The following is a 24,343-nucleotide window of genomic DNA, read 5'->3' as shown; positions in this document are numbered from 1 at the left end:
CGCGCCCGCCATTCCTCCTTGGTGATCTCCCCATGGTGATCTCCCCATGGTGATCTCCCGGGTTTCACTGGGCAGGCTCGGGCGACTTCACGTGAAGTCCCGGCCTGCGCAACCGGTCAGACTTACGGCACAGATGTGCATCGCAACAATTTTTTGTTGCGATGCACAAGAATCGCGCTAGGCTTTCTCTTGTCCAGCAAGCGGGATCGGCGACCGGCATGGCTTCAGGGAGCATGGCCGGCACCGATCCGGGAACCCAGAGGAGACGCATCGGCGCCGTCGGGGGATGGCCGCCACAATCGCCCAAACGAAAGCAAAACATCACAATCGGTGAGGAACGACCCAGCTGCGCTGCTTCCTAGAAGAATAATTCAACAGGAGAGCTTCACAGATGGATATGACCGAAATGCAAGCCAAGATCGAGGCCCTGGAAAAGGCCGCGTCTATGGCGACCACCGTGAACGCGGAAGTGTTCTACTGGTGGTGTACGGCCCTCATGATCGCCATTCACGCCGGGTTCCTCGCCTATGAAATGGGCGCCTCGCGGGCCAAGAACGCGCTCGCCTCCGGCATCAAGAACCTGCTCGCCTTCGCCTTCATCATCCCCACCTTCTTCCTGTTCGGCTGGTGGATCTATCTTGCCTTCCCTGGCGGTTTTTCGATCGCGGAAGGCTCGGAGGCAGGCCTGCCATGGAGCCTCAACATGGGGCCCAACCTCGCCGACAACGCCTCAGGCATCTTCTATGCGGCCTTCACGCTCTTCGCCGCCACCACCGCCTCAATCATGTCGGGCTCGGTGATCGAGCGCATCCGCCTCTCCGGCTTCACCATTCTCGCCGTCATCCTCGGCTCCGGCGTCTGGATTCTGGGCGCCGCCTGGGGCTGGCATCCAGATGGCTGGCTCAACACCGAATGGGGCCTGCATGACGTTGGTGCCGCCGGCTGCGTGCATATGATCGCCGGCTTCTTCACCCTGGGCGTCCTCATCAATCTGGGCCCCCGCATCGGCCGCTTCAACGCGGACGGTTCGGTCAATGACCTGCCGGGCCACAACATGCCGATGTCCTTGATCGGCCTGATGCTGATCGTGCTCGGCTTCTTCGGCTTCCTCGGCGGCTGCATCATCTATACCGGCGACACCTGGGTCACGATCTACAACACGCCGACGACGCTTTCGGCCTTCGCCTTCAACACCCTGATGGGTGTGGCCGGCGGCATGATCGGCTGCTACCTCACCACCCGGGATCCCTTCTGGATGATGTCGGGGGCACTGGTCGGCGTCATCTCCTCGGCCTCGGGCCTCGACGTCTATTTCCCGGCCTTCGCCTTCCTGATCAGCTTCGTGGGCGGCCTCGTCATTCCCTATGCCAACAAGCTGCTGCTGAAGCTGGGGATCGATGACGCGGTGGGAGCCGTTGCGGTTCACGGCTTCGGCGGTGTCTGGGGCATCCTGGCGGTCGGCATCTTCGCCGCCGGCTATCCCAACATGGTGGGCCCCGAGATCAGCTTCACGGGCCAGTTCAAGAGCATGATCGTCTTCCTGCTCCTGGGCTTCGTTCCGGGCTATGTCTGCTCGCTGATCCTAAAGAAGGTGAAGCTGCTGCGGACCAACGAGGCGGCGGAACTGGCCGGTCTCGACACGGCGGAAGTGCCGGTCACGGCCTATCCGGAAAGCGCCGTGCCGGCCTATACCAGGAACGGCGCCCCCATGACCCCCGCGGCCACCGCGCCGGCGGAATGACACCGATCAGCGAAAGGACCGACACATGAACACGTCACCGATCACCACCTGGGAAGGGGCCGAAGCCTATTTCACCTTCGCCGACAGCCCGACCATTTTGATCCTGCTGGTTCTCGCTGCCGCGGCCGTCTGCGTCGGCGGCATTGTCAGCATGATCAAGCATGAGAGCTATGCCTACAAGAAGCTGAACGGCAAATAGGCCGCAAGCATCACGGAACCGAGGCGGGCCGCCGGAACCATCTCCGGCGGCCCTTTTCATGGCGCGCTCGCCGCCCTAGCCTGTCGTCTCGGATTTGGAGGGCCGCGCCTTGAGCATCGAATTCCTGCTGACCACCCTGATCGTCGTCGTCTCGCCCGGCACGGGTGTTCTCTACGCCCTGGCGACTGGCCTTGGCCGGGGCGCGCGTGCGAGTCTGCTGGCGGCCTTCGCCTGTACCCTCGGCATCATCCCGCATATGGCTGCGGCCATCACCGGGCTCGCGGCACTCCTCCATACCTCGGCGCTCGCTTTCGAGATCCTGAAATATCTCGGTGTCGCCTATCTCCTCTACATGGCCTGGATGACACTCCGCGAAACCGGCAGCCTGAAGGTGGAGGCGGTGCCGACGGTGCAATCGGCCCGCAAGGTGATCACGACCGGTATCCTCATCAACATCCTCAACCCGAAGCTCTCGATCTTCTTCTTCGCCTTCCTGCCGCAATTCGTCAGCGCCGGCCAGCAGGCGGCGCTGACGCGCATGCTGGAATTGTCGGGCGTCTTCATGGCCATGACCTTCGTGGTCTTCGCCGGCTACGGCCTCTTCGCCGCCGCCATCCGCAAGCAGATCATCTCGCGGCCGCGGATTCTCACCTGGCTGCGCCGGACCTTCGCCGCCGCCTTCCTGGCGCTGGGGGCAAAGCTGGCCCTGGCGGAGCGCTGAATCAGATCATCGACGGCGTCACCGCGCAGACGACGATGGCGGTGGTCTTGCCGATATTGGTGAGGCGGTAGGGATGCTTGCCGAAGAACTGGAAACCGCCGCCTGATTCGATGCGCCGCACCTTGCCGTCGACTTCGATCTCGACGACGCCCTGCACGATGACCGCCGCGGTCTCGCCGTCATGGGAGATGAGTTCGTTGCCCGTCCCGGCGCCCGGCGCATAGCGCTCGAAGAACATCTGCAGCTTCTTGTCGCGTCGCTCGCTGCCCAGCACCGAGAGGGCGGCGGCGCCGCGCGTCACCGAGGCAAGTTCGTCCTTGTCGTAGAAGAGGACGTTCCTGTGCGAGGTCGGCAGCGCGAAGAACTCCGCCATCGAAATCGGAATGGCGTTGAGGATGCGGTGGAGCGAGGCCAGCGACGGTGCGTGGCTCTCCTGTTCGATGAGCGAGATGGTGGCGTTGGTGACTCCGGCACGCTTCGCCAGTTCGCGCTGCGACAGGCCGGCCTTCTCCCGCACGGTGCGAAGGCGCGCGCCGACGGCCAGCGCCGAGGCCTGGCTTTCGGCGCGGGCCGAGCGCAACAGCTTGGCGACCGCCTTCGCCGGCTTGCCCTTGTCGCCGGCAATTGCCTTGGCGGCGGGTGCTCTGGTGGTCGCTTTTCCGGCCAAAATTGCATCTCCGATCGGGGGATCGCTACCTAACACGCGGCGCCGGCCGGCGAAACCCGGTTCTCCGAATCCGCTTGCGCGGTAAATTTATCGTGCCATAGTTATAAAAAATTTAAACACTGCCCGGACGGGCGGCAAGGCAGAAGGGGAGAGAACATGGGTTCGCTCAAGGATTTTGCGCGCCTTTCCGGCACCATCTATGTCGCCGGCGCGTGGACGAAGAGTGCCGCCACCACCCAGATCGAGGTCGTCGACCCGGCCACCGAGGAAGTGATCGGCCATATCGCCGACACGACCGATGCCGAGATCGACCAGGCGATTTCGATTGCCAACCAGGTGCGCAAGGATTGGTGGCGCCAGGATTCCCGCAGCCGTGCCGTGACGCTCCACGACATCGCCGCCCGCATCCGCCGCGACAAGGCGCTCTATGCCGAGGCATTGACCCGCGAGGAGGGAAAACCCTTCAAGGAGGCGGTTGACGAGGTTTCCTGGTGTGCCACCGCGATCGATTATTACGCGGAACTGGCCCGCCACGAGACCGGGCGCATCGCCGGCACCACGGTTCCAGGCCAGTTCCATTTCGCGGTCAAGGAGCCCCTCGGCACTGTCGTCATCGTGCTGCCGTTCAACTACCCGCTGGTGCTGTTGTGCTGGGAAGCCGCGGCAGCATTGGCCGCCGGCAATGCGGTCATCGTAAAGCCGCATGAACAGACCAGCCTCACCACGCTGAAATTTATGGAGTTGTTCGAGACGCTGCCGGCCGGCCTGATGCAGGTGGTGACAGGCGGCGGCCGCGTCGGACAGCGCCTGATCGAGAGCAGGGATACGCACGCCGTCGCCTATACCGGCTCGGTCGCCATCGGCCAGCATGTGGCCAGGACCTGCGCCGAACATTTCAAGCCCTGTCTCATCGAAGCCTCCGGCAACGACCCCATGATCATCATGCCCTCGGCGCCGCTCGACATGGCGGCCAGGGGCGCGGCCTTTGCCGCCTATCTCAATTGCGGTCAGGTCTGCACCTCGGCCGAGCGCTTCTATGTGCACGAGAAGGTCCACGACCAGTTCGTCGAGAAACTGGTCGCCGAAGCAAAGAAGCTGCGCATCGGCAACGGTCTGGAGAAGGTCGATATGGGCCCGCTCGCCACCTTGAAGCAGCGCGACCGTTTCGAGGGCATGCTGGCCAAGGCGCGCCAGCAGGGCGCCAAATTCGCGACCGGCGGCGGCCGCCCGCAGGGTCTCAATCGCGGCTGGTTCGTCGAGCCCACGGTGCTGACCGAGGTCACGCCGGACATGGAAATCCTCAACGAGGAGCCGTTCGGCCCAGTAGCGCCGGTCTGCCGCGTGCGCGACTTCGACCAGGCGATCGAGCTGGCCAACCGCTCGCGCTACGGCCTCGGGGCCAATCTCTACACCCTCGACATGGACGAAGCCTTCCGTGCGGTTTCGGAGGTCGAATCCGGCATCCTCTGGATCAACGCGCCGCTTCTTGACAACGACGCGCTGCCATTCGGCGGGCGCAAGCTCTCTGGCACCGGTCGGCAATTGGGGCCGGAGGGACTGAACCAGTTCCAGAACACGAAATTCGTGATGATCGACCCGAAGGCGAGCAACCAGGATTTCTGGTGGTTCCCGTACCAGGACAGCGAAGCTTATCGCGGCTGAGCCCGCGATAGCCGGCAGCGGCGCGCGGCCGTCGACTGAACCGGAACCAGATGCCGCGCATACAGGGGAGGAACAATTGGCATCAGCACCGATACCGGCCGAGCTGGAGCGCCGCATCAAGGCTCTCGAATCGGTCGAAAACCAGGGGGAGGATTTCGACGCGTCGAGCTGGTTCTGGCTCGCCCTCCTCGGCGTGGCCCTGCCGCTGGTCGCTCTGGCCTGGGGGTGGCTGGCATGACCAACACGACGTTCACCCAGATCGAGATTGAAGCCGACAAGAGCGCCTGGCCGCTGCTGCGACATGAACGCAACTGGGGTCCTTGGCAGCTCGGCATTTCCCTGGCGACGGCCGCCGCCGCCACCTGGTGCTACATCATCGGCGAATATGTCGGCTATTATCTCGGCTTCGGCCAGGGCTTCGCCGCCCTGTTCGCCGGCTCCATGATCGGCATGCTGATCGTGACACTGGCCGCGGTGCCAATCTGTATCCGCTTCGGGGTCGATTCCATCGCCTCGGCGAAGCCGCAGTTCGGCACTTCGGGCTGGATCATTCCAGCCGCCATGCAACAGATCTCGATCGTCGGCTGGAATTCCCTGCTGCTGATATTCTTTGCCAAATCCGTCACGCAGCTGCTGATCGCGCTCGGCATCATCGCGGATGGCGAGAGCAGCGTGATCGTGCCGGCGACCATTTTCCTCGCCTGCGTGCTGGTCTTCCTGTTCCTGCTCAAGGGCTCGGGCGGGCTCGACCGCATCGCCAAGATTCTGGTGGCCCATGTCTTCGTCGGCTTCTGGATGCTCTACATCCTGGTGACCCAGCGCTGGGGTGACATCGAGGCGGCAGTGCCGGCCTATGCCTCCAGCGATCCCCTGTGGAACTATACGACCGGCGTCGAGATCGGCATCGTCTCGCTGCTCTCCTGGTGGCCCTATATCGGCGCGATGGTGCGCATGGCGCCGAAGGGGCGCACGGCGGCGGTTCCGATCATGATCGGCATGGGCGCGCCGGTACCGCTGCTCTCGCTCATCGGCATTGCCGGCATCCTGGTCCTGCAGGTTTCGGATCCGGCGGAATGGCTGCGCACGGTGGGTGGCCCCACCTATGGGATCGTCGCGTTGCTGTTCGTCGCGGCAGCAAATCTCGGCACCGCGGTTGCGGGCGTCTACGCCTCGGCCATCGGCCTGCGGCATTTCCCCGGCCTCGACCGGGTCCGCTGGCCGGCGCTGCTGCTTATCACCATCGCGCCGGTGGTGCTGGTGGGCCTCTTCATCCCGGAACTGTTCTTCGCCAATTTCGGGTCGTTCCTGGCGTTCATCGGCATGGCCTTCGCCCCGCTCTGCGGGATCCAGATCGCGGATTACTTCTTCCTCCGGGGCCGTCGTATCGATATCCGCGCCATGTTCGTGGGCGGCGCGGGCAGCGCTTATCGCTTCTGGGGCGGCTTCAACCCGGCGGCCCTGCTGGCCATGGCCGCCGGCTGTGCCACCTATCTCTATCTTCTCAACCCCCTCACCTATGTCAGCAATGCCCCCTACGACTACACGACGGCGACCCTGCCGACGCTGGTCATCTCGGGCCTTGTGCACATTGTTGTTACCCGGCTGGTGGTGAAGCCGGCGGGGAAAGGCGGTTACTGACGAGGCGCGCCGACGGGGCGGGCAACCGGGCTGCCCGCCCCGTCAGCCGAACAGGGTCATCACCATCTTCATCCCGGTGAGGCCGAGAAACAGGGCGAAGCATTTCCGGAGCCATCCCACCTGCATGCCGTGGGCGGCCCTGGCGCCGTAGGGGGCGAAGAGTACCGAAGTGGGCACGATGGCGGCGAAGCCGACCAGGCTGACATAGCCCAGCGAGAACGGTGGCAGACCCTCGGCACCCCAGCCGTTGAGGACGAAGCCCAGCGTGCCCGGAACCGCGATGATCAGGCCGATGGCGGCCGCCGTGCCGACGGCGCGGCGCAGCGGGAAGCTGAACAGCGAGAGGATCGGCACCGACAGGGTGCCGCCGCCAATTCCCATCAGGGTCGAGATCCCACCGATGACCAGCGCGAGCAGCGATCGCCAGGGCTGGCGCGGCAGACTGCCGGCGAGGCTCGTACCCTCCAGCGAGAACAGCATGTAGAGGGCGACGGCCAGTGCCACGAGACCGAAGATTCCGGTCAGCGCCTTGCCGTCGACGAAGGCGGCGACGACGACGCCGATGACGACGCCGAGGGTCACCATCGGCCCCCAGGATCTCAGCAGCGCGCCGTCCACCGCATCGCGCTGCCTGTGCGCGCGCAGCGAGATGATCGAGGTCGGCACGATGGTGGCAAGCGATGTTCCGACGGCGAGATGCGCCCGGATCGCTTGGTCGATATCGAGGAAGTCGAACACATAGAACAGCGCCGGCACGATGACGATGCCGCCGCCGACGCCGAGCAGGCCGGCGAGAAAGCCCGAGCAGCAGCCGACGACGGCAAGGGAAAGCGCCAGCGCCGCGAGTTCGACGCCGTTCAGTGTCTCGAACAATGGATTTCCTGCTATCTGCGCGGCGTGATCCACCCGATCGGATGTTGCCGGCAAGTGCCGGCCGCTCCGGCCGTCCGCGCTTGACTTCCAACCGACGGGCGGTGCGGCAGGATCCCCAGGCAGCGCCCGGGGATCCGGTACCGCCCCCCAGGGTCAGCCCACCCTGATGCTGATCTCGCCGATTCCCTCAACGCCGCCCAGCATCTGGTCGCCCTTCTTGACCGGACCGACGCCGGCCGGCGTGCCGGAATAGATGAGATCACCTGCCTTGAGCTCGAACAGGCCGGAAAGATAGGCAATCATCTCCGGCACCTTCCAGATGAGCTGGTCGAGATCGCCCTTCTGCTTCTCCACGCCGTTGACCTTCAGCCAGACGGCACCCTTCGCAGGGTGGCCGATGTCGGCGGCCGGCACGATCTCGCTGCAGGGGGCGGAATGCTCGAACGCCTTGCCCACTTCCCAGGGTCGGCCGAGCTTCTTTGCCTCGCCCTGGAGGTCGCGGCGCGTCATGTCGAGGCCGACCGCATAGCCGAAGACATGGTCGAGCGCCTTGTCCACGGAGATGTCCTTGCCGCCCGACTTCAGCGCCACCACCATCTCAAGCTCGTGATGCACGTCGTTCGACTTGTCAGGATAGGGAAATACGCCGCCCGAGAGCACCAGCGTGTCCGGATTTTTCTGGAAGAAAAACGGCGCCTCGCGGTTGGGGTCATGGCCCATCTCGATCGCGTGATCGGCATAGTTCCGGCCGACGCAATAGATGCGATGGACCGGGAACACGCTGGTTGAATTGCGGATCGGCAGATGCGGCACCGCATGCGGCGGGAACGCATAGCTGATCTGGGAACTCATCGCGGTCATTTTCTTGCTCCTGCGTAATATGCGACGCGTTGTTCGCGGAAAACTCCCTCGCTGTCGAGCGTCATCGCTTGGCCGCGTAATAGGCCACGCGACGTTCGAGATAGGCGAGGAATTCCGAGATCGAGAATGCCATGCCGAACAGCACGATCAGCACGGCCCAGAAATGCGACATAAGGAAGTTCGAGGAATAGAGCTCGAACAGCGCACCAAAACCCACGATCGAGATCAGCAGCTGGCCGATGATGACGCCTTTCACGGCGCGAATGACGCCGATCCGCACGCCGCCAAGGATTTCGGGCAGGGCCGCCCAGAAGTAGATCTTGAAGAAGGCCTCCAGCGGCTTGGCGCCGAAGCTGCGTGCCATCTCGACCATGGATCGGTTGATCTGCATGACCCCCGCCCGCGTGTTGAGGATGATGATCCAGATCGCGAACAGTGTCGTCGTGATGACGATCGACGTCATGCCGAAGCCGAAGAGAACCATCAGGACCGGCACCAGTGCCGTCAACGGCGCGCTGAGGAAAATGTTGACCCAGGGCAGGATCATCTCGTCCAGCAGCCGGTTCTTGCCGATCAGGATGCCCACCGGGATGCCGATCACGATCGACGCGGCGACACCGCCGATGAAGGCATAGCCGGTCTCGGTCAGCGCCTTGGTAAAAGCCGGCGTCCCGATAATGCCGAACAGCGTCAGGAAGACCTCGGAGATCGGCGGTATGAAGAAGGTCAGGCCGCTGCGACCGACGACCTCCCACAGCAGCGCCCAGAGGATGAGCGACGACATGCCTGGCAGCCTGAGACCGAAAACCGTCATCTCGACCTCTATTCCACGTAGTTGCGCAGCGACGCCCAGATCCGGTCGATGATGTCCAGATATTCCGGGTCGCGGCGGATGTTGACCGCATCCTTGTTGCGGAAGCTGGTCGGCCGGATCACTTCCGAGACGCGACTCGGCCGGGGCAGGAGCACCGCTATCTGATCCGATACATAGACCGCTTCTTCGATCGAGTGGGTCACGAAGATGAAGGTCTTCTTTTCGTTCTGCACGAGGGCCAGCATGTCCTCCTGGAACTTGCGGCGGTTCTGTTCATCCACCGCGGAGAACGGCTCGTCCAGCAGCAGCACCTGCGCATCCACCGCCAGGGCGCGGGCCAGGCCGACGCGCTGGCGCATGCCGCCCGACAATTCATGCGGATAGCTGCGCTCGAACCCGGTCAGGCCGACATTCCTGATATACTTCTCGGCGATGGCCTCGCGCTCGGATTTGGCAACACCCCGCAGCTCGAGGCCGAAGGCGACGTTGCGGAGCACGTTGGCCCAGGGCAGCAGGGCGAAATCCTGGAACACGAATGCACGGTCCGGACCGGGTCCCTCGACCTTGACGCCGTTCACCTCAACGTCGCCCGAATTGGCCTTGATCAGCCCGGCAATGATCTTCAGGAGCGTGGTCTTGCCGCATCCGGACGGACCGAGCAGAGAGGTCAGCTGGCCGCGCGGGAATTCAAGCGACAGGTCGCGCAGCGCCTCGACGTCGTTGTATCTCTTGGACACATTGCGCACGGACACCGCACTTGGCGGCACAATCTCCTGCAGATGATCGAATGACCTGTTAGTCTGATGCATAGCCACGATTGTTTCCTGCAAACAAGAAGTTTTCGACTCGCTCAAGCACGTTCAGAAAGATGACAGCCAGCGCGATGATCGAGAAGATCGCCGCATACATGCTGGGGTAGTCCGCGATCGAGCGGCTGTAGGTGATGATGTCGCCGACTCCGGTGGGCGTGATCTTGAGTTCGGCCAGGATCGCGCCGATGAACCCGGCTGAAATACCGAGCCGCAAGCCGGAAAAGATTACCGGCGAGGCGGCGGGAATGATGATCTTCAGGATCACATCCCGGTCGCTGGCCAGGAACGAGGTCGCCATTTCCTTCATCGATGACGGCGTATTGCGGACCGCCCCGCTGGTGTTGAGGACGATGACCGGCATCGCCATGATGCAGACGACGAAGACCTTTGATGTCAGGCCGATTCCATAGGCCATCACCAGCAGCGGGATGAGGGCGGCCAGCGGTGCCGCCTGCATGACGATGAAGACCGGCGAGAACAGCCAGTCGAAGCGCTCGCTCAGCCCGATCCATAGGCCGAGGCCGATGCCGAAGACGGCCGAGATCGCGACGCCGACCACCAGCGGCTTAAGGGTTTCGCCATAGGCGACGAAGATCGTGCCGTCCAGCGTCATGGCGAGGAGGGCCTGCATCGCCTCCAGAAAGGTCGGGAATGCATAGCTGACGGGAATTCTGCCCGCAATCTCCCATGCCCCGAAGACGATCAGGGCAGAGAGGAGCTTGAGGAACAGTGATCGATGTTTCATGTGCAGAAGCCCTGCCATTCGGAAATGACCGCGGCCATCCGGCGACCGGCCAACGCCGGGCCGGATGGCCGCCGCCAGTTGCCTACTTCAACGCAGCGTCGAGCGGCGCGAAGTACCAGAAGTCGTCGATGTTGAGGGTGGCCGGGTCGCCCTCGAGCTGGCCGGCGCGGGTATACCAGTCCATATCCGCCTTTGCCGCCTTCCGGCCGCCGCCATTGGGGTCATAAAGCCCGCCCTCGACGGCCTCCGCATAGAACCCGTCCAACTCGTCCAGGACCTCCTTGGGCAGCTGCCCAATGGGGCCGTCCGGGTTGGTTTCGCGGCTGATGATGGTCGGATCCTTCGACATGTCCTGCCAGACGCTGACCAGGGCCTTCACGAAGATATTGACCTGCTCTTCGTTCGACTTGATCCAGTCGAGATTGGCGAACAGGGCTTCGTCGCTGGCATCGACATCGAACATCGGCAGGACATGGAATCGATCGCCCGCCTCCTTGAGGATCTTGTTCTTGTTGGAAATGTCGAGGATGGTCGCCTCGCCCTGGCCGGCCAGCAGCGCCGCGACGCGATTGCCGGAACCCGGCACATAGGACCGCTCGCCGAACTTGATGCCCTCGCGTTCCTCGATGACGTTGGCAATGGAATCGGTACCGCCACCGCGCGAGTGCAGCATGATGGGCTCGCCGTTCATATCCTTCAGCGTCGCGTATTTCTTGGTCGTGACCGGGAAGAATTTCAGCTTGGAAAGCTGAAACACGATCCGGATCGGCGCCTTCGACCGCTGCATGATGGCATAGGGCGTGCCAAAGCCGATGTTCATCTGGCCGCTGAGGACCGCCTGGATGGCCAGTTCCTCGTCGGCAAAGGCGGTCCATTCATAGTCCAGGCCATTGGCCTTGGCCCGGTCCAGGGCCACGAAGAACGCAGCCATCTCGTCAGACGGGGTTTCCGCCAGGGCGATCTTGAGCGTCTCGGCCTGCGCCGCTGACATCATCAGGCCGGTCGCCAGCGCGGTCACGCTGGCGAAACTCATCACTCTCTTCAACAGGTGTTTCATGTCATCCTCCCAATGGACTGCTTGTGCATTTTCTTGTTCAACCAACGAATTCGACATTGCGCGAATTCGGCCTTGCGCCCCTGTATCCCCTGGCACCTCGCCCGGCGGGACCTGCCGGCGGCGCCTCAGCCGCCACCGAACAGGCGCTTCGACACCGAATGCAGGTGATTGCTCATCGCCTCATAGGCGGCACGCGGGTCGCGTGCGCCGATCGCCGCGGCAATGCCTTCATGCTCCAGGAAGCTGGAATGATCCGCCGGCGGCTTCACGCTCTGGCGCGTGACATTGCCCCATGCCACCGCGCGGCGGACCTGGTTGAGCTGGTCGAACAGGGTCAGCAGCAGCAGATTGTCGCTGGCCTCGGCGATGGCCCGGTGGAAGTTGTCGTCCTGGATTTCATAGGCCTGCCAGCTTGTCGCGGCGCGCATGCGCTCGATTGCGGCCATCATGTTGCCGATGGCACCGCTGGACGCATTGATCGCCGCCTCCTTGGCAAGCGCGGGTTCGATCGTGAAGCGCGCGCGCATCATGCGGAACGGCGTAATCTGCTGGCTGATCCGGTTCAGGAGATTGCCGCCGAGCAAGGCGCCGGTCGGTTCGGGGGCGTCGCTCTGGGCGGAGATGAAGGTGCCCTTGCCGACATGGCGCCAGATCGCCCCTTCGCGCTCCAGCGATTCCAGTGCCTTGCGCAACGTGTTGCGGGTCATGCCGAGCTGGTCGGTCAGTTCGCGCTCCGCCGGCAGCCTGGCGCCCGGCTTCAGCCCCTTTTCGGCGACATAGGCCCGCAGCCGAGACACGGCTTCCACGTCTTCCAGCGATTCTCGTCTCATCAGCATGCCAGCGTCACCTGTTGCTGCCTTTCCCCTCAAATCCCAAAATCAATCTGAATTGATTTTCAAAACTGATCTACATCCGAATTGATTGATGTTGATCTTAGCGTCTCGCTGGCATACCACAACAGGTAATTTCGCCGGATCGAAAGGTTTTCCAATGACCGATTTTGTTGTTTCGCCGCCACCAGTTGCCGCCATCCCGGTCGGGGGTGGCGGGAAGTTCCCGGTTCGCCGGGTTTATTGCATTGGTCGGAATTACGCCGCCCATGCCGTGGAGATGGGTGGCGACCCGGATCGGGAACCGCCGTTTTTCTTCCAGAAGAACCCGAACAATCTCGATGCCTCTGGCGAATTTCCCTATCCGCCGCATTCCGGCGACGTGCATCACGAGGTGGAACTGGCCGTGGCGCTTGGGTCAGGCGGCGTCAACATTCCGGTCGACAGGGCCCTGGAGCACGTCTGGGGCTATGCCCCGGCGCTCGACATGACTCGGCGCGATCTGCAGAACGAAGCCAAGAGGCTGGCGCGCCCCTGGGAGATCAGCAAGGCGTTCGAACGCTCCGGCCCGATCGGTCTCCTGCATGCCGCGGCTAAGGTCGGGCATCTCGAGCGCGGGCGGATCGAACTCACGGTCAATGGCGAGGTCCGGCAGCAGGGTGACATCAACCAGATGATCTGGAAGGTGCCGGAGATGATCGCCTATCTGTCGGAGTATTTCGAACTGGCAGCGGGCGACGTCATCCTGTCGGGCACCCCCGCGGGTGTCGGCCCGGTGTCGCGGGGCGACCGGATGGAGGTCCGCATCGAGGGGCTGCAGGGCTTCACCGTCAAGGTCGTGTAGGCCCGAAGGAAAGGGTCAGGCGCAGGTTCCCGCCTCGCGCCCCCGATCCATTGCAGCCAGGCCGCAACTGGCCCGTTCCGCTATTCCGCCGCCTTGGCCGTCCGGAATTCCTGGCGCATCGCGCGGGCTCGCTTGAGGCCACCCCGCACCACCTCGTCGAGGCGCTCGGCCTGACCGAGGCGCCGGTCGATCTCGGCCATGGTTCGGGCCAGGTCGGCGCTGTCATCACCGGCCCAGACGCGCAGGGCGGCAAGATGAATCGCCAGGAGGCCGTTGAGACGCAACGCGCCCTTCAGGCCGGCGGCGCTGATCCCCGCCGATTCCAGCATGAGGCGCAGCGAACGCCGCATCTGGCAGGCGAGTGCCGCCGCCTCCAATGGCGTCTGCGGCAATTCGTGCAACAGGGTCAGATAACCGGCGCGGTGCGCCTGCAGGCGGTCGAAGCGCCGCATCAGCAGGTCGAACAGGCGGTCGCGCGGCGTCCCCTCGAGCGGATCGCCCGTCAGCGAAGCGAGGATGGCGGCATCGGTTGCCCGGGTCAGGCCGACCAGCAGATCCGCCTTGCTGGCATAGATCGCATGGGCAGTGGCGAGGTCGAGCCCGGCCGCCTCGGCAATGTCGGCCAGGGAAAGGTCGCACCAGCCGTTCTTGGCGCAAAGATCAAGCAGGGCATCCTGCAGCGCCTCGGCCGGCGCGGCGGCAGACCGGCCGCCTGAGCGTGCATTGGCACGACGGCCGGGCCGGCTTTCCGACTTGGCCCGGCTCCTGGGGCCTTTCGAGGCTGGTTTCCTGGCGGCCTTGGCCATGGGCTTGCCCTCCCGCGCGGTGGTTCTTTCGACCCGAGCTGCAATCGCAATGATATAGGGGCTGCGCCGCCGCGAACAAGCATATCCGCCGGCCGTTTTCACCCGCGCAGGCCGGGGCCGACCGGGCAGATTGACTCGGGGCGGCAAAGGGTTCAAAGAAGCCCCCGTTAACCTATGCTGGCCACCTCCAGATCCCGCGATTGCACCATGACATATTTTCGTCACACCCTGTGCGAACCGCCGAGTAGTAGCAGCGACGGCCGCCGTGTGCGGGCCGTCCTGAGCCGGTAGGGCCTGCGCGCCCCCGGTTCCGCCTCAAGCCATTGCACCACCCAACTTGAGATCGCGAGCAACGGGGACCGAGCATGATCACCGCCTATCGCCATAGCGGCCAGACCTTCGAAAAAACCGTCGTATCCGGCACGCCCAACCTCGCCGCCCGCGATGCCCGCGCCCCGGCCGAGCAATTGCCGAGCCATGTGGCCGCCGAGGGCGCCGATGCGATCGCCAGCATGCCCGCCGACGCAGTGTGGATCGACCTGACCTCGCCCAGCGCTGCCGAGATCGCCGCCATCGAGCGCGTCTTTGCGATCGAGATTCCGACCCGCGAGGAGATGCACGAGATCGAGGCATCGAGCCGGCTCTATGCCGATCACGGGGCCCTGTTCATGACGACGCCGGTCCTGCACCGGGCGGCAACCGACGTGCCGGAGAGCGGCGCCGCGACCTTCGTGCTGCTGCCGGATCGCCTGATCACCGTGCGCTTCATCGATCCGCTGCCCTTCGCCGCCTTCAGCCGGCGCGCCGAGCGTGACCCGGCCATCGCGGCAACGCCGCAGATGATCCTGCTCGGCATCCTGGAAGGCATCGCCGACCGCCTTGCCGACATCCTGGAACTTGCCGCCGCGGATATGGAACGCGTCTCGCGCGATGTGTTCCGCGCACCCGCGCGCCAGACCGGAAAAAAACGCCGCGGGGCAGAAACACGGCATTCCGGCGCCGACCTGCAGAACGTGCTGTTTCGCGTCGCGCGCTGCGGCGACATCGGCACCAAGGCGCGGGATTCGCTGCTGGGCCTCTCGCGCCTGACCCTGTTCCTGACGGCCCAGGCCGATCTCAAGAAGGATACCAAGCTGCGCCTGAAGACGCTCACCCGCGACATCGCCTCGATCACGGACCATGCCAATTTCCTGGGCGGGAAGGTCAATTTCCTGCTCGATGCGACGCTGGGCCTGATCAATATCGAGCAGAACGCTATCATCAAGATCTTCACCGTGGCGGCAGTCGCCTTTCTGCCGCCAACCCTGATCGCCAGCATCTACGGCATGAACTTCGAGTTCATGCCGGAGCTGGGCTGGAGATTCGGCTATCCCTTCGCGATTGCGCTGATGGTGCTGTCGGCAGTGCTGCCCTTCTGGTACTTCCGGCGGCGCGGCTGGCTCTAGGCTGCGCTCAGGGTGCCGTCGGAAAGGCCTGGTCGGTCCGGCGCATGACCGGCGGCACCGCCAGCAGGTTCTTCATGAAGCGCGCCTCCTCGACCGGCGAACGGCCGAACAGGCGTTTGAACTCGCGGCTGAACTGAGACGGGCTTTCATAGCCAACCCGCACCGCCGCCACCGCCGCATTCGCCCCCTCCTGCACCATGATGAGGCGAGCCCGGTGCAGGCGCGTGGTCTTCAGGTACTGGATCGGCGAGGTCTGCGTCACCGCCTTGAAATGGGCATGGAACGCCGCCGGGCTCATGCCCGCCTCCGAGGCGAGGGCCGCGACATCGAGATCGCCGTCGAATTCCTGATGGATGCGGCGCAGCGCCTTAGCCACCTTGCCGAACTGGCTGTGATGGGCAAGGGCCGCGCGCAGCGCCCCGCCCTGCGCACCGGTAAGCACGCGGTAATAGATCTCGCGCAGGATGCCCGGGCCGAGCAGCCGCCGTTCGATTTCCGGCCCGGCCAGGATTTCGAGCAGGCGCAGCACCGCATCACCCAGCGCATCGTCCAGCGGCGTCGCGAAGATGCCCTTGGGTGCCGCCGGCATGTGATGCCCTGCCTGGTCGATCGCCATCAGCATCTCGGCGAGGACCGCGAGATCGACATTGAGCGCCAGGCCCAGCAGCGGTTCCGCCTCGCTCGCCTCGGTCTCGACCTCGAACGGCAGCGGCACGGAAAGAACCAGGTATTGCTGGGCGTCATAGACGAAAGTCTCGTCGCCGAGATAGCCGCGCTTGCGGCCCTGGGCCAGGATGCAGATGCTGGGCTCGTAGAAGACCGGGCTGCGCGGCAGTGGCCGGTTGGCGTGCAGGTATTTGACGCCCTCCAGCGGGGCCGGCGACATGCCAGGATTGGGCGCGAGGTACGAAATCAGCGCCACCATGCGGCGCTGGCGGGAACCCGCGGGCGTCGGCCGGGTCGGGGCAGAATGGGTGGCGGTCGCATTTGCCATCTGGCTGACCTCATTTCGTCGATCTGGGGGAACAGGCTAAGAAATTAGGTTTCTTACGGACAGGATTCCAGACTATCCATAGTTTTAGGCAAGACATATCGAGAATAGGGCAGGTCGCCCGGCACCCGGGCGACGCCTGCAATCCAGCCGGGACAAGTTTTTGCCGTAATCCTGCAGCACCACGACCGGGCAATGACGTATCAAGTCTGGGCCGGCCGGCGGCGGATCACGCCGCCAGCCGGACAGTGGCGGGAAGTGGTCACGGGCAGGAAGAACTCCGGGGAAGGAAGAAGCCAGGCACAAATGAAGGGACGATCGCGAGTTCAAGACCAGACCCATTTCGGTTGGCGGCAGCTGTTTTCCAGCCGCACCGCCGGCGACACACGCCTCGCCGCCGCCATTGCCGCCGAGGAGCAGGCCGGATTGGCCTTCGCCTTTGCGGCGCGATCGATCGCCGTGATTGTTGTTGCCGCCTGGCTGCCGTTCATCGTCGACGCGCCACGGGTCTTCTACTATCTCGCGCTGGTCGGCCTCTTCTTCCTGCTGGGCCTGGTGCCGCATTTGACGCGAGGCTGGCGTCACGCCGACCGGTTGCGGCTCGTCTTCATTCTGTTCGACGTCGTGCTGATCACCGCGGCGATCATGATGCAGCCGCCGGACCGCATTGCCTTCGACTGGCCGGTGCAGATGCGCATCCGCTTCGTCGAGTTCCTCTATTTGATCCTGCTGCTGATCGGCTCGGCCCTGTCCTATCGCCCCGGCCACGTCATCTGGACCGGCCTCTGCATCATCGCCGTCTGGTCGGCTGGCGTGTTCATCCTCTACCACCTTCCCGACACGGTGCGTTTCGAGGAATCGACGGAAAACCTGACCCCGGCCGAGGTCCTCGCGGTGATCCTCGACCCGCGCTATGTCGGCATCACGACGCTGCTGACCCAGAACGTCCTCACTGCCATCGCCACCGGCCTGCTGGCGGCATCGGTCTGGCGCGCCCGCAGCCTGCTGCTGCGGCGTGTGAGGGCCGAAGTCGCGCGCGCCGATCTCAGCCGCTATGTCTCGCCCGATGTCGCCGATGCGATGCTGGCGGCGCAGGCCGGCAGATCGGGTGCTGCCGATTTCGGCCGGCCACAGGTACGCCACGTCGCCGTCATGTTCGCGGATATTCGGGAGTTCACCACATTGGTGGAGAAGCTGGAACCGGAACGGGTCCTGGCCCTGCTGCGAAGCTTCCACGCGCGCGCCACGGCGATCGTCTTCCGCCATGGCGGCACGCTCGACAAATATCTCGGCGACGGGTTCATGGCGACATTCGGCGCCCTTGGCAATGCGTCTGCCGATGCCCGCCATGGCGAGGCAGCCCGTCAGGCCGTCCTCTGTGCCATCGATCTGCATCGCGAGATGGATCGCTGGTGCGAAAAGCGGGCGCAGCGCGGCGAAATCCCGCTGGCACTTGGCATCGGCCTGCATTTCGGCCCCGCCGTCGTCGGCAATGTCGGCGTCGATCAGCGCCTCGAATTCACCGTGGTCGGCGACGCCGCCAATGTGGCGGCACGGATCGAACGCCTGACCCGCGATTTCGACTGCCGCATCGCCGTCTCGGATTCCTGCCTGGCCGCTGCCCGTGCCCTGGCGCCGGACCTGCCAGCCTTCACCGATATTGGGCCGACATTGTTGCGCGGCCGTACAGAACCTGTCCGCCTTCACGTATGGCCTGCGGTGCCGTAGCGGTTTTGTGACAGACTGATAAGAAGCTTGTCACAGCGATGACTAACCATGGCCGCCAAGCAAGGCTCCCGCATTTGACAGTTCCGGCGACTTTCTATGAGATGGGATACAGGGTGAGTTCGGACGGGGGCTGACCGGTCGACACGAGGAGCTTGTCGCAATCGTGACGGTGCAGCGCGATAACTCAACAGGCGAAGCTGCGGAAGGCGAGACAGGACCGGCGGGACGCGCCGGCGCCGAGGCATTGGTAAGCGAGAGCGAGCGGCAGTTCCGCCGCATCGTCGAAGCCTCGCCTAGTGCCCTGGTGATGGTCGACGCCGAGGGCCGTATCGAACTGGTCAACGCCCAGTCCGAACGGCTGTTCGGCTATGGCCGCGACGAGCTCATCGGCCGCTCGGTCGAAATGTTGATCCCGCCGCGGTTCCGCGGACACCATCCGCAGCTGCGCAATGGATTCTCCACCGATCCACGTTCGCGGCCCATGGGTGCCGGCCGCGAGCTCTACGGCATGCGCCGCGATGGCAGCGAATTTCCCGTCGAGATCGGCCTCAATCCGATCGAGACGGATCAGGGCCTGAAAATTCTCTCCGCCATCGTCGACATTACCGAGCGCCGGCGCTCCGCCGAGCGTTTCCGCCGCGTGGTCGAGGCAGCCCCCAATGCCATGGTCATGATCAGCCAACAGGGTCGGATCGAGATGGTCAATGCCGAGGCCGAGCGCGTGTTCGGTTATGACCGGTCGGAGTTACTGGGCCAGTCGATCGAGATCCTGGTGCCGGAGCGGTTCCGCTCGCAGCACCCCGCTTTGCGCCACGGCTTCTTTGCGGCGCCGGCTTCGCGTCCGATGGGTGAGGGCCGCGACCTCTTCGGCCTCAGGAAGGATGGCAGCGAATTCCCGGTCGAGATCGGGCTCAACCCGATCGAGACGGAGGACGGCACCATGATCCTCTCCGCCATTGTCGATATCTCCGACCGCAAGCAGAAGGAGGAAAGCATCCGCCAGGCGCTGCGCGAGAAGGACGTGCTACTCTCGGAAGTCCACCACCGGGTAAAGAACAACCTCCAGATCATCCACTCGCTGCTTGACCTGCAATCCAGCCAGATCGACGATCCCACCGTCATCGCCATGTTGCGCGACAGCCAGAACCGCATCCGGTCGATGTCGCTCATTCACCAGACACTCTACCAGTCCAAGGATTTCGCGCGGGTCGATTTCGCGAATTTCCTCGACAGCCTGCTGCCGACTTTGATGGATTCCTACAGCACGGCATCGGACCGCATCGCCCTGTCCGTCGCCGTCGACGACGTCCATCTGCCGCTCAACCAGGCGATCCCGTGCGGCCTCATCGTCAACGAACTGATCGCCAATGCGTTGAAGCACGCCTTCCCGGGCGGTATGCGCGGCCGGATCGACGTCGCCTCGCGCCGCAGCGGGGACAACGAGGTCGCCCTGTCGGTCAGCGACGACGGCATCGGCCTGCGCGACGGTCAGGAAATCAAGAGCGCGACCCTGGGGTTGACGCTGGTGCAGATGCTGGCGCGGCAGCTGCACGGCGAAATCTCGGTCAACCGGCGCAACCCGACCCGCTTCGACCTGACCTTCCCGGTCGTGGTAGGGTGATACCATGAACATGTCGCCCAAGGTCATGGTCGTGGAGGACGAGGGGGTCGTCGCGCTCAATCTGCGCCAGCGCCTGCAGAAGCTGGGCTATGACGTCGCCGTGGTGGTATCCTCGGGGGCGGCGGCACTTGCCGAGATTGCCCGGAAGCGGCCCGACATCGTCCTGATGGACATCCATATCGAAGGCGAGATCGACGGTATCGAGACGGCCAGCCGCATCCCGCCGGACATGATGCTGCCGGTCATCTACCTCACTGCCTATGCCGAGGAATCGACGCTGGACCGGGCGCGGGCGACCAGACCCTATGGCTATCTGCTGAAGCCATTCTCGGAACGGGAACTGCATGCGACAATCAAGATGGCGCTGGAGCGCCGCAGCAGCGATCTTGCCATGCGCGAGAGCGAAGAGCGCCTGCGCCTCGCCCTGGCGGCGGCAGAGATGGGCTCCTGGGAAATCGACCCGACTTCCGGCGAGATCGAGCACCGGCCCCATGCCGGCCCGTCCGCAGACCTGCAGCGACAGGCGATTCGCAAGGGTTTTCGCGAACTGATCGCCGAAATCCACGAGCCGGATCGTGCCGCGGTCACGGCCGCATTCGAGGAAGCGGTCAGCAGCGACCGTTTGATCGAGCTCGAGTTCCGGCAGAATCTGGCAAATGGCGAGCAGCGCTGGCTGCGCGTGGTCGGACGCGCTTTCGTCGAACCGCCGGATCGCCGCCGCCGCATCGTCGGCGTCGTGCGCGACGTGACCGAACAGAAGCACATCGCAGCCCAGCACCAGGCGTCGGAGAAGAGCTACCGCGATATCATCGACACCATCGACGGTATCGTCTGGGAGGCGGAAAGCGACAAGGAACGGGTCACCTTCATCAGCGACAGCGTCGAGCGAATCCTCGGCTACCCGGCGGCAGTCTGGATGGCCGAGCCATTGTTCTGGGAAAACCACCTATTTCCGGAAGACGCGCCGCTCGCCCGCGCCACCCACGAACGCGCGGTTGCATCCGGCCGTTCCTATGACAGCACCTACCGCATGCGGGCTGCGGACGGGCGACCGGTCTGGATCCACGAAAGCGTCTCGGTCATCCCGCGCGAGAACCGGTCGCGACTGCTGCGCGGCGTCATGGTGGATATCTCCAGGCTGAAGGATGCCGAGGTGGAATTGCAGAGTGCCTCGGAGCGGCTGACCGAGAGCGAGAGCCGGCTGAAGGCAATCCTCGATACGGCACCGATCGGGATTCTGACCCTCGACAGCCGCTTTCAGGTGACGCGCTTCAACCGCGAGGCCGAGCGCATTTTCGGATGGAGGGCGAGTGACCTGCTGGGCCGCTCGATCGAACAGTTGCTGCCGCCAGAAGCCCGGCACCATCACGAGGATCTGCTGCGCCGGTACATGATCAGCGACGGCAGGAGCCGCGCGGTTGGCGACCGGCGCGACATCCGCGGAATCACCGCGGATGGCCGCATCATTCCGCTCGACATCACCATCTCCAAGGTCTCGGTCGGCGGCAAGACCACCCTGACGGCGATCATCCGCGACATGAGCGATCTGCATTCGCGCGAGGAGGAACTGCAGCGCCTGCTGCGCGAGCGTGAATTGGCGCTGGAGCATGCCGAGGCGGCCAACAAGGCGAAGTCCAGCTTCCTTGCCGTGATGAGTCATGAACTGCGCACGCCGCTCAACGCGATCATCGGATTTTCGGACCTGATGCGACGCGAGATCTTCGGCCCGCTGGCCCATGAGCGCTACCGGCAATACGCCGTCGATATCAACGAAAGCGGCGCCCTGTTGCTAACCATCGTCAATTCGATTCTCGACCTGTCGCGCATCGAATCCGGCAAGCAGGACCTCGACATCGCGCCTCTGCGATTCGCGCAAGCATGGCACACCATCGGCCCTGGGCTGGTGGCCCTGGCACAGCAGAGGGGCATCGTACTGGAGGTCCCTGCGCTGGACTCGGATCTGGTCGCCCGCGCCGATTCGCATGCGCTCGGCCAGATCGCCTCCAACCTGGTCACCAATGCGCTGAAATTCACGCCGGCAGGCGGGCGGGTCACGGTGACGATGGCGGCCACAGCCGATGATAGGGAAGTGAAACTGTCGGTCAGCGACACCGGCCGCGGCATCCCGCGTGAGCGCCTCGCCGATGTGTTCCGGCCGTTTGTCCAGGTATCCGATTCCTATACGCGCGATGTCGGCGGCGTCGGCCTGGGCCTCGCCATCTGCAAGTCGCTGGCAGGCGCCATGTCGGGCCGGATCGAGATCGAGAGCGAGGTCGGCCGCGGCACCGAGGTGCGTGTCTTCCTGCCCCGCGCCGATTCCTAGTCCTTGCGAATGGCGGCGACCTTGCCGCCGGTGATACGGACAAGCTCCGCCGGCGTCAGGCGGAAGACGGCATTGGGCGCCCCAGCTGCCGCCCAGATCTCGGCATGGGCCAGCAGATCGGCATCGACCAGGATCGTGACCGGCCCGGCATGGGCCACGGGCGCGACCCCGCCGATGGCAAAGCCAGTCTCGGCGCGCACGAATTCGGCATCGGCCTTGACGATCTTCTCGCCCAGCGCCTGCGCCACCCTGCCCTCGTCGACGCGGTTGACGCCCGAGGCCACGATGAGGATGGCGCGGCCGGATTGCGCCCCCTTGAAGATCAGGGATTTGGCGATCTGGGCAATTTCGCAGCCGATCGCCGCGGCGGCATCGGCCGAGGTGCGGGTCGAGGCGTCGAATTCCCGGATCTCGGTAGCGAGACCCGCCGCTTCGAGGGCGGCGCGGACGCGGGCGACACTGCCATCTGCCATCAGCCGGCCAGCTCTCGCGAGCGATGCGTCGCGGCCGCGATGGCGCGGTTCATCAGGGGCTGGATGCCGTCCGGCGCTGTCAGGACCGCGATCGCCTGTTCGGTGGTACCCTTGGGGCTCATCACCGCCTGCCTGAGATCGGCAGCGGATTCGGGCGATTGCCGGGCGAGCTCGCCCGAGCCGCAGATGGTGGCGCGCGCGAGCCGCATGGCGAGATCGGCGGGAAGGCCGGCGACGCGGCCCGCTTCGGCCAAGGCTTCGATCAGCAGGAAGGTATAGGCGGGACCGCCGCCCGAGACGGCGGTCACCTGATGCATCAGCGCCTCGTCCTCGATCCAGGCGATCTCGCCAACTGCTGCCAGCAACTGCCCGCAGAGGTCGAGGATGTTGGCCGGCACGGCGGGATCGCGATAGATGACGCTCATGCCGCGGCCGACGGCGGCCGGCGTATTCGGCATGGCGCGCACCACATGCACCTGCATGCCGAGCGATTTCTTGAAATATTCGACCGGCTTGCCGGCGGCGATGGAGAGGAAGGTGGTGCCCGGCTGGGCCATCATCTCGAGATGCTCGAGGGCCTCGTCCATGAATTGCGGCTTCACCGCCAAAAGCACCAGGGCCGGACCTAGGCCGTCCGGAATGTCGTCATAATGCGTATAGACCGTGACACCCCGGGCCACGACGTCGTCGAGGCCCTTGGGCGCCGGGTCAATCACGAAAACGTCGCTGCCGGCCACACCCTGCGCCAGCCAGCCGCGCAGCAGCGCGCCACCCATCTTGCCGCAGCCGACCAGCAGCAGTTTGCCCGGCAGTTCCAGTTTGCTCATCTCGGCTTCCGCCCCTTCTTGTTCAGGGGCGGTCGCCTGTCCTTCCCGTCAGGCCGTGCCCTGCGTTTCCAGCAGGGCGGCCTCGACCGCCTCCTGCGGCTTCTTACCGCCCCAGAGCAGGAATTGGAAGGCGGGGTAGAAGCGTTCGCATTCGTTGATCGCCGCCTCCATCAGATCCTCGAGCTGCTCGGCGGTGACGCCCGCCGTGCCGCGCAGCAAAATGGTGTGGCGGAACATCGGCGCCCCTTCCTCGGTGCAGAGGTCGAAATGACCGAGCCACAGGCGCTCGTTGATATGGGCCAGCAATTCGGCGAATTGGGCGCGCTTTCCCGGGGCGACCTTCGTGTCGAAGAGGCAGGAGAAGTACATTGCCCCCAGATCCTCCTGCCAGACGAAGAACATGCGGTATTCGCACCACTGGCCGGTTACTTCGACGATCATCTCCTCGTCGGTCGAGCGGTCGTAGCGCCACTCATTGGCGTTGACCAGTTCTTCCATCATGTCGAGGGGATTTGCGGTCGGGGCCAGGGTCGATTCTTGGGTAAGCTGCATCGAAAGCGCCCTCCATGCGGGTGGCGGCCGGGGCTCTTCCAGCCGCCAGTAATCGACCAGACTGTGCCGTCGGGGTTCGCCACGCTTGGGGGTGCGCGACCCCTAAGGCTTGA

At 64.5% G+C, this 24,343-nt stretch carries 24 protein-coding genes; 11 read left to right on the top strand and 13 right to left on the bottom strand.

The genetic code is table 11. The features are described from left to right. The first annotated feature begins 391 nt into the window (after positions 1–391). From A8950_RS11235 to A8950_RS11230, 3 genes are all read left to right on the top strand, one after another. The gene (locus A8950_RS11235; RefSeq protein ID WP_208109831.1) at positions 392–1,741 is read left to right on the top strand and encodes an ammonium transporter; all 1,350 of its coding nucleotides are present in this window, start codon (positions 392–394) and stop codon (positions 1,739–1,741) included. A 25-nt stretch (positions 1,742–1,766) separates the two neighbouring features. Continuing rightward, positions 1,767–1,940 carry a hypothetical protein gene (locus A8950_RS19470; RefSeq protein WP_166645121.1) on the top strand — a complete coding sequence of 58 codons (174 nt, stop codon included), beginning with the start codon at positions 1,767–1,769 and terminating at the stop codon, positions 1,938–1,940. 109 nt (positions 1,941–2,049) lie between these two features. Continuing rightward, entirely contained in the window at positions 2,050–2,661 is a 612-nt protein-coding gene (locus A8950_RS11230) for a LysE family translocator (protein ID WP_133613728.1), read from the top strand. A 1-nt stretch (position 2,662) separates the two neighbouring features. On the opposite strand, the gene A8950_RS11225 is transcribed toward A8950_RS11230, so the two are convergent. After that, positions 2,663–3,328 (bottom strand): helix-turn-helix domain-containing protein, encoded by a 666-nt coding sequence (locus A8950_RS11225; RefSeq protein WP_208109830.1) that lies wholly within the window; start codon positions 3,326–3,328, stop codon positions 2,663–2,665. Between the two features lie 156 nt (positions 3,329–3,484). Here A8950_RS11225 and A8950_RS11220 point away from each other — a divergent pair, with 156 nt between their 5' ends. From A8950_RS11220 to A8950_RS11215, 3 genes are all read left to right on the top strand, one after another. After that, positions 3,485–4,990 (top strand): aldehyde dehydrogenase family protein, encoded by a 1,506-nt coding sequence (locus A8950_RS11220; RefSeq protein WP_133613726.1) that lies wholly within the window; start codon positions 3,485–3,487, stop codon positions 4,988–4,990. 76 nt (positions 4,991–5,066) lie between these two features. Next, entirely contained in the window at positions 5,067–5,228 is a 162-nt protein-coding gene (locus A8950_RS19465) for a hypothetical protein (protein WP_166645120.1), read from the top strand. Further along, entirely contained in the window at positions 5,225–6,628 is a 1,404-nt protein-coding gene (locus tag A8950_RS11215; RefSeq protein ID WP_133613725.1) for a purine-cytosine permease family protein, read from the top strand. The genes A8950_RS19465 and A8950_RS11215 overlap by 4 nt, the downstream gene beginning before the upstream one ends. A 42-nt stretch (positions 6,629–6,670) precedes the next feature. Here A8950_RS11215 and A8950_RS11210 read toward each other — a convergent pair whose 3' ends face one another. The 7 genes from A8950_RS11210 to A8950_RS11180 form a co-directional block, all read right to left on the bottom strand. Further along, entirely contained in the window at positions 6,671–7,501 is an 831-nt protein-coding gene (locus tag A8950_RS11210; protein ID WP_133613724.1) for a sulfite exporter TauE/SafE family protein, read from the bottom strand. 153 nt (positions 7,502–7,654) lie between these two features. Further along, positions 7,655–8,362, bottom strand: a complete 708-nt coding sequence (locus A8950_RS11205; protein WP_166645119.1) for a fumarylacetoacetate hydrolase family protein — start codon at positions 8,360–8,362, stop codon at positions 7,655–7,657. A 61-nt stretch (positions 8,363–8,423) separates the two neighbouring features. After that, a complete protein-coding gene (locus A8950_RS11200; protein WP_208109829.1) occupies positions 8,424–9,146 on the bottom strand; it encodes an ABC transporter permease in 723 nt (240 codons plus the stop codon). Positions 9,147–9,184: 38 nt separating this feature from the next. Beyond that, a complete protein-coding gene (locus tag A8950_RS11195) occupies positions 9,185–10,030 on the bottom strand; it encodes an ABC transporter ATP-binding protein (RefSeq protein ID WP_208109828.1) in 846 nt (281 codons plus the stop codon). Then, a complete protein-coding gene (locus A8950_RS11190; RefSeq protein WP_133613722.1) occupies positions 9,972–10,733 on the bottom strand; it encodes an ABC transporter permease in 762 nt (253 codons plus the stop codon). The genes A8950_RS11195 and A8950_RS11190 overlap by 59 nt, the downstream gene beginning before the upstream one ends. Before the next feature lie 82 nt (positions 10,734–10,815). Continuing rightward, positions 10,816–11,790: an ABC transporter substrate-binding protein gene (locus A8950_RS11185; protein ID WP_208109827.1), complete on the bottom strand. Its 975-nt coding sequence runs from the start codon at positions 11,788–11,790 to the stop codon at positions 10,816–10,818. Between the two features lie 125 nt (positions 11,791–11,915). Continuing rightward, positions 11,916–12,626, bottom strand: coding sequence for a FadR/GntR family transcriptional regulator (locus tag A8950_RS11180; RefSeq protein WP_133613721.1), 711 nt, complete (start codon positions 12,624–12,626; stop codon positions 11,916–11,918). 154 nt (positions 12,627–12,780) lie between these two features. On the opposite strand from A8950_RS11180, the gene A8950_RS11175 reads away from it, so the two are divergent. Further along, positions 12,781–13,464 carry a fumarylacetoacetate hydrolase family protein gene (locus tag A8950_RS11175; protein ID WP_133613720.1) on the top strand — a complete coding sequence of 228 codons (684 nt, stop codon included), beginning with the start codon at positions 12,781–12,783 and terminating at the stop codon, positions 13,462–13,464. A gap of 80 nt (positions 13,465–13,544) precedes the next feature. Here A8950_RS11175 and A8950_RS11170 read toward each other — a convergent pair whose 3' ends face one another. After that, positions 13,545–14,270, bottom strand: a complete 726-nt coding sequence (locus A8950_RS11170; RefSeq protein ID WP_133613719.1) for a hypothetical protein — start codon at positions 14,268–14,270, stop codon at positions 13,545–13,547. 365 nt (positions 14,271–14,635) lie between these two features. Here A8950_RS11170 and A8950_RS11165 point away from each other — a divergent pair, with 365 nt between their 5' ends. Then, positions 14,636–15,715 (top strand): magnesium transporter CorA family protein, encoded by a 1,080-nt coding sequence (locus tag A8950_RS11165; protein WP_133613718.1) that lies wholly within the window; start codon positions 14,636–14,638, stop codon positions 15,713–15,715. A 7-nt stretch (positions 15,716–15,722) separates the two neighbouring features. On the opposite strand, the gene A8950_RS11160 is transcribed toward A8950_RS11165, so the two are convergent. Beyond that, positions 15,723–16,709 (bottom strand): AraC family transcriptional regulator, encoded by a 987-nt coding sequence (locus A8950_RS11160; protein WP_133613717.1) that lies wholly within the window; start codon positions 16,707–16,709, stop codon positions 15,723–15,725. Between the two features lie 303 nt (positions 16,710–17,012). Between A8950_RS11160 and A8950_RS11155 the strand changes: the two genes are divergently transcribed. The 3 genes from A8950_RS11155 (at position 17,013) to A8950_RS11145 (ending at position 22,378) form a co-directional block, all read left to right on the top strand. Then, entirely contained in the window at positions 17,013–18,434 is a 1,422-nt protein-coding gene (locus A8950_RS11155) for an adenylate/guanylate cyclase domain-containing protein (RefSeq protein WP_166645118.1), read from the top strand. A gap of 163 nt (positions 18,435–18,597) precedes the next feature. Beyond that, positions 18,598–20,055 carry a PAS domain S-box protein gene (locus A8950_RS11150; RefSeq protein ID WP_243735608.1) on the top strand — a complete coding sequence of 486 codons (1,458 nt, stop codon included), beginning with the start codon at positions 18,598–18,600 and terminating at the stop codon, positions 20,053–20,055. A 4-nt stretch (positions 20,056–20,059) separates the two neighbouring features. After that, complete coding sequence (locus A8950_RS11145) at positions 20,060–22,378, top strand: PAS domain S-box protein (protein WP_133613715.1); 2,319 nt, start codon at positions 20,060–20,062, stop codon at positions 22,376–22,378. Here the strand turns inward: A8950_RS11145 and A8950_RS11140 are convergent. From A8950_RS11140 to A8950_RS11130, 3 genes are read right to left on the bottom strand one after another with little or no spacing between them, the layout of a single operon-like run. Continuing rightward, on the bottom strand, positions 22,375–22,851 hold the full coding sequence (locus A8950_RS11140) for a YbaK/EbsC family protein (RefSeq protein WP_133613714.1): 477 nt from the start codon (positions 22,849–22,851) through the stop codon (positions 22,375–22,377). The genes A8950_RS11145 and A8950_RS11140 overlap by 4 nt on opposite strands. Further along, the gene (proC, locus tag A8950_RS11135) at positions 22,851–23,678 is read right to left on the bottom strand and encodes a pyrroline-5-carboxylate reductase (protein WP_133613713.1); all 828 of its coding nucleotides are present in this window, start codon (positions 23,676–23,678) and stop codon (positions 22,851–22,853) included. The genes A8950_RS11140 and proC overlap by 1 nt, the downstream gene beginning before the upstream one ends. 48 nt (positions 23,679–23,726) lie before the next feature. Continuing rightward, positions 23,727–24,230 (bottom strand): type III secretion system chaperone family protein, encoded by a 504-nt coding sequence (locus A8950_RS11130; RefSeq protein WP_133613712.1) that lies wholly within the window; start codon positions 24,228–24,230, stop codon positions 23,727–23,729. Positions 24,231–24,343 lie beyond the last annotated feature (113 nt).

It is taken from the genome of Dongia mobilis (genome assembly GCF_004363235.1).
Taxonomy (GTDB): domain Bacteria; phylum Pseudomonadota; class Alphaproteobacteria; order Dongiales; family Dongiaceae; genus Dongia; species Dongia mobilis.
Note: the sequence above shows the minus strand (reverse complement) of the source record. Positions and strands in the feature narration are given on the sequence as shown.

Coding starts and splice junctions, on each gene's coding strand:
- A8950_RS11190 (WP_133613722.1), bottom strand. CDS start 10,733: ATGAAACATCGATCACTGTTCCTCAAGCTCCTCTCTGCCCTGATCGTC.
- A8950_RS11220 (WP_133613726.1), top strand. CDS start 3,485: ATGGGTTCGCTCAAGGATTTTGCGCGCCTTTCCGGCACCATCTATGTC.
- A8950_RS11185 (WP_208109827.1), bottom strand. CDS start 11,790: ATGAAACACCTGTTGAAGAGAGTGATGAGTTTCGCCAGCGTGACCGCG.
- A8950_RS19470 (WP_166645121.1), top strand. CDS start 1,767: ATGAACACGTCACCGATCACCACCTGGGAAGGGGCCGAAGCCTATTTC.
- A8950_RS11235 (WP_208109831.1), top strand. CDS start 392: ATGGATATGACCGAAATGCAAGCCAAGATCGAGGCCCTGGAAAAGGCC.
- A8950_RS11205 (WP_166645119.1), bottom strand. CDS start 8,362: ATGACCGCGATGAGTTCCCAGATCAGCTATGCGTTCCCGCCGCATGCG.
- A8950_RS11140 (WP_133613714.1), bottom strand. CDS start 22,851: ATGGCAGATGGCAGTGTCGCCCGCGTCCGCGCCGCCCTCGAAGCGGCG.
- A8950_RS11180 (WP_133613721.1), bottom strand. CDS start 12,626: ATGCTGATGAGACGAGAATCGCTGGAAGACGTGGAAGCCGTGTCTCGG.
- A8950_RS11130 (WP_133613712.1), bottom strand. CDS start 24,230: ATGCAGCTTACCCAAGAATCGACCCTGGCCCCGACCGCAAATCCCCTC.
- proC (WP_133613713.1), bottom strand. CDS start 23,678: ATGAGCAAACTGGAACTGCCGGGCAAACTGCTGCTGGTCGGCTGCGGC.
- A8950_RS11170 (WP_133613719.1), bottom strand. CDS start 14,270: ATGGCCAAGGCCGCCAGGAAACCAGCCTCGAAAGGCCCCAGGAGCCGG.
- A8950_RS11145 (WP_133613715.1), top strand. CDS start 20,060: ATGAACATGTCGCCCAAGGTCATGGTCGTGGAGGACGAGGGGGTCGTC.
- A8950_RS11215 (WP_133613725.1), top strand. CDS start 5,225: ATGACCAACACGACGTTCACCCAGATCGAGATTGAAGCCGACAAGAGC.
- A8950_RS11200 (WP_208109829.1), bottom strand. CDS start 9,146: ATGTCGTCGCTCATCCTCTGGGCGCTGCTGTGGGAGGTCGTCGGTCGC.
- A8950_RS11155 (WP_166645118.1), top strand. CDS start 17,013: ATGAAGGGACGATCGCGAGTTCAAGACCAGACCCATTTCGGTTGGCGG.
- A8950_RS11165 (WP_133613718.1), top strand. CDS start 14,636: ATGATCACCGCCTATCGCCATAGCGGCCAGACCTTCGAAAAAACCGTC.
- A8950_RS11160 (WP_133613717.1), bottom strand. CDS start 16,709: ATGGCAAATGCGACCGCCACCCATTCTGCCCCGACCCGGCCGACGCCC.
- A8950_RS11175 (WP_133613720.1), top strand. CDS start 12,781: ATGACCGATTTTGTTGTTTCGCCGCCACCAGTTGCCGCCATCCCGGTC.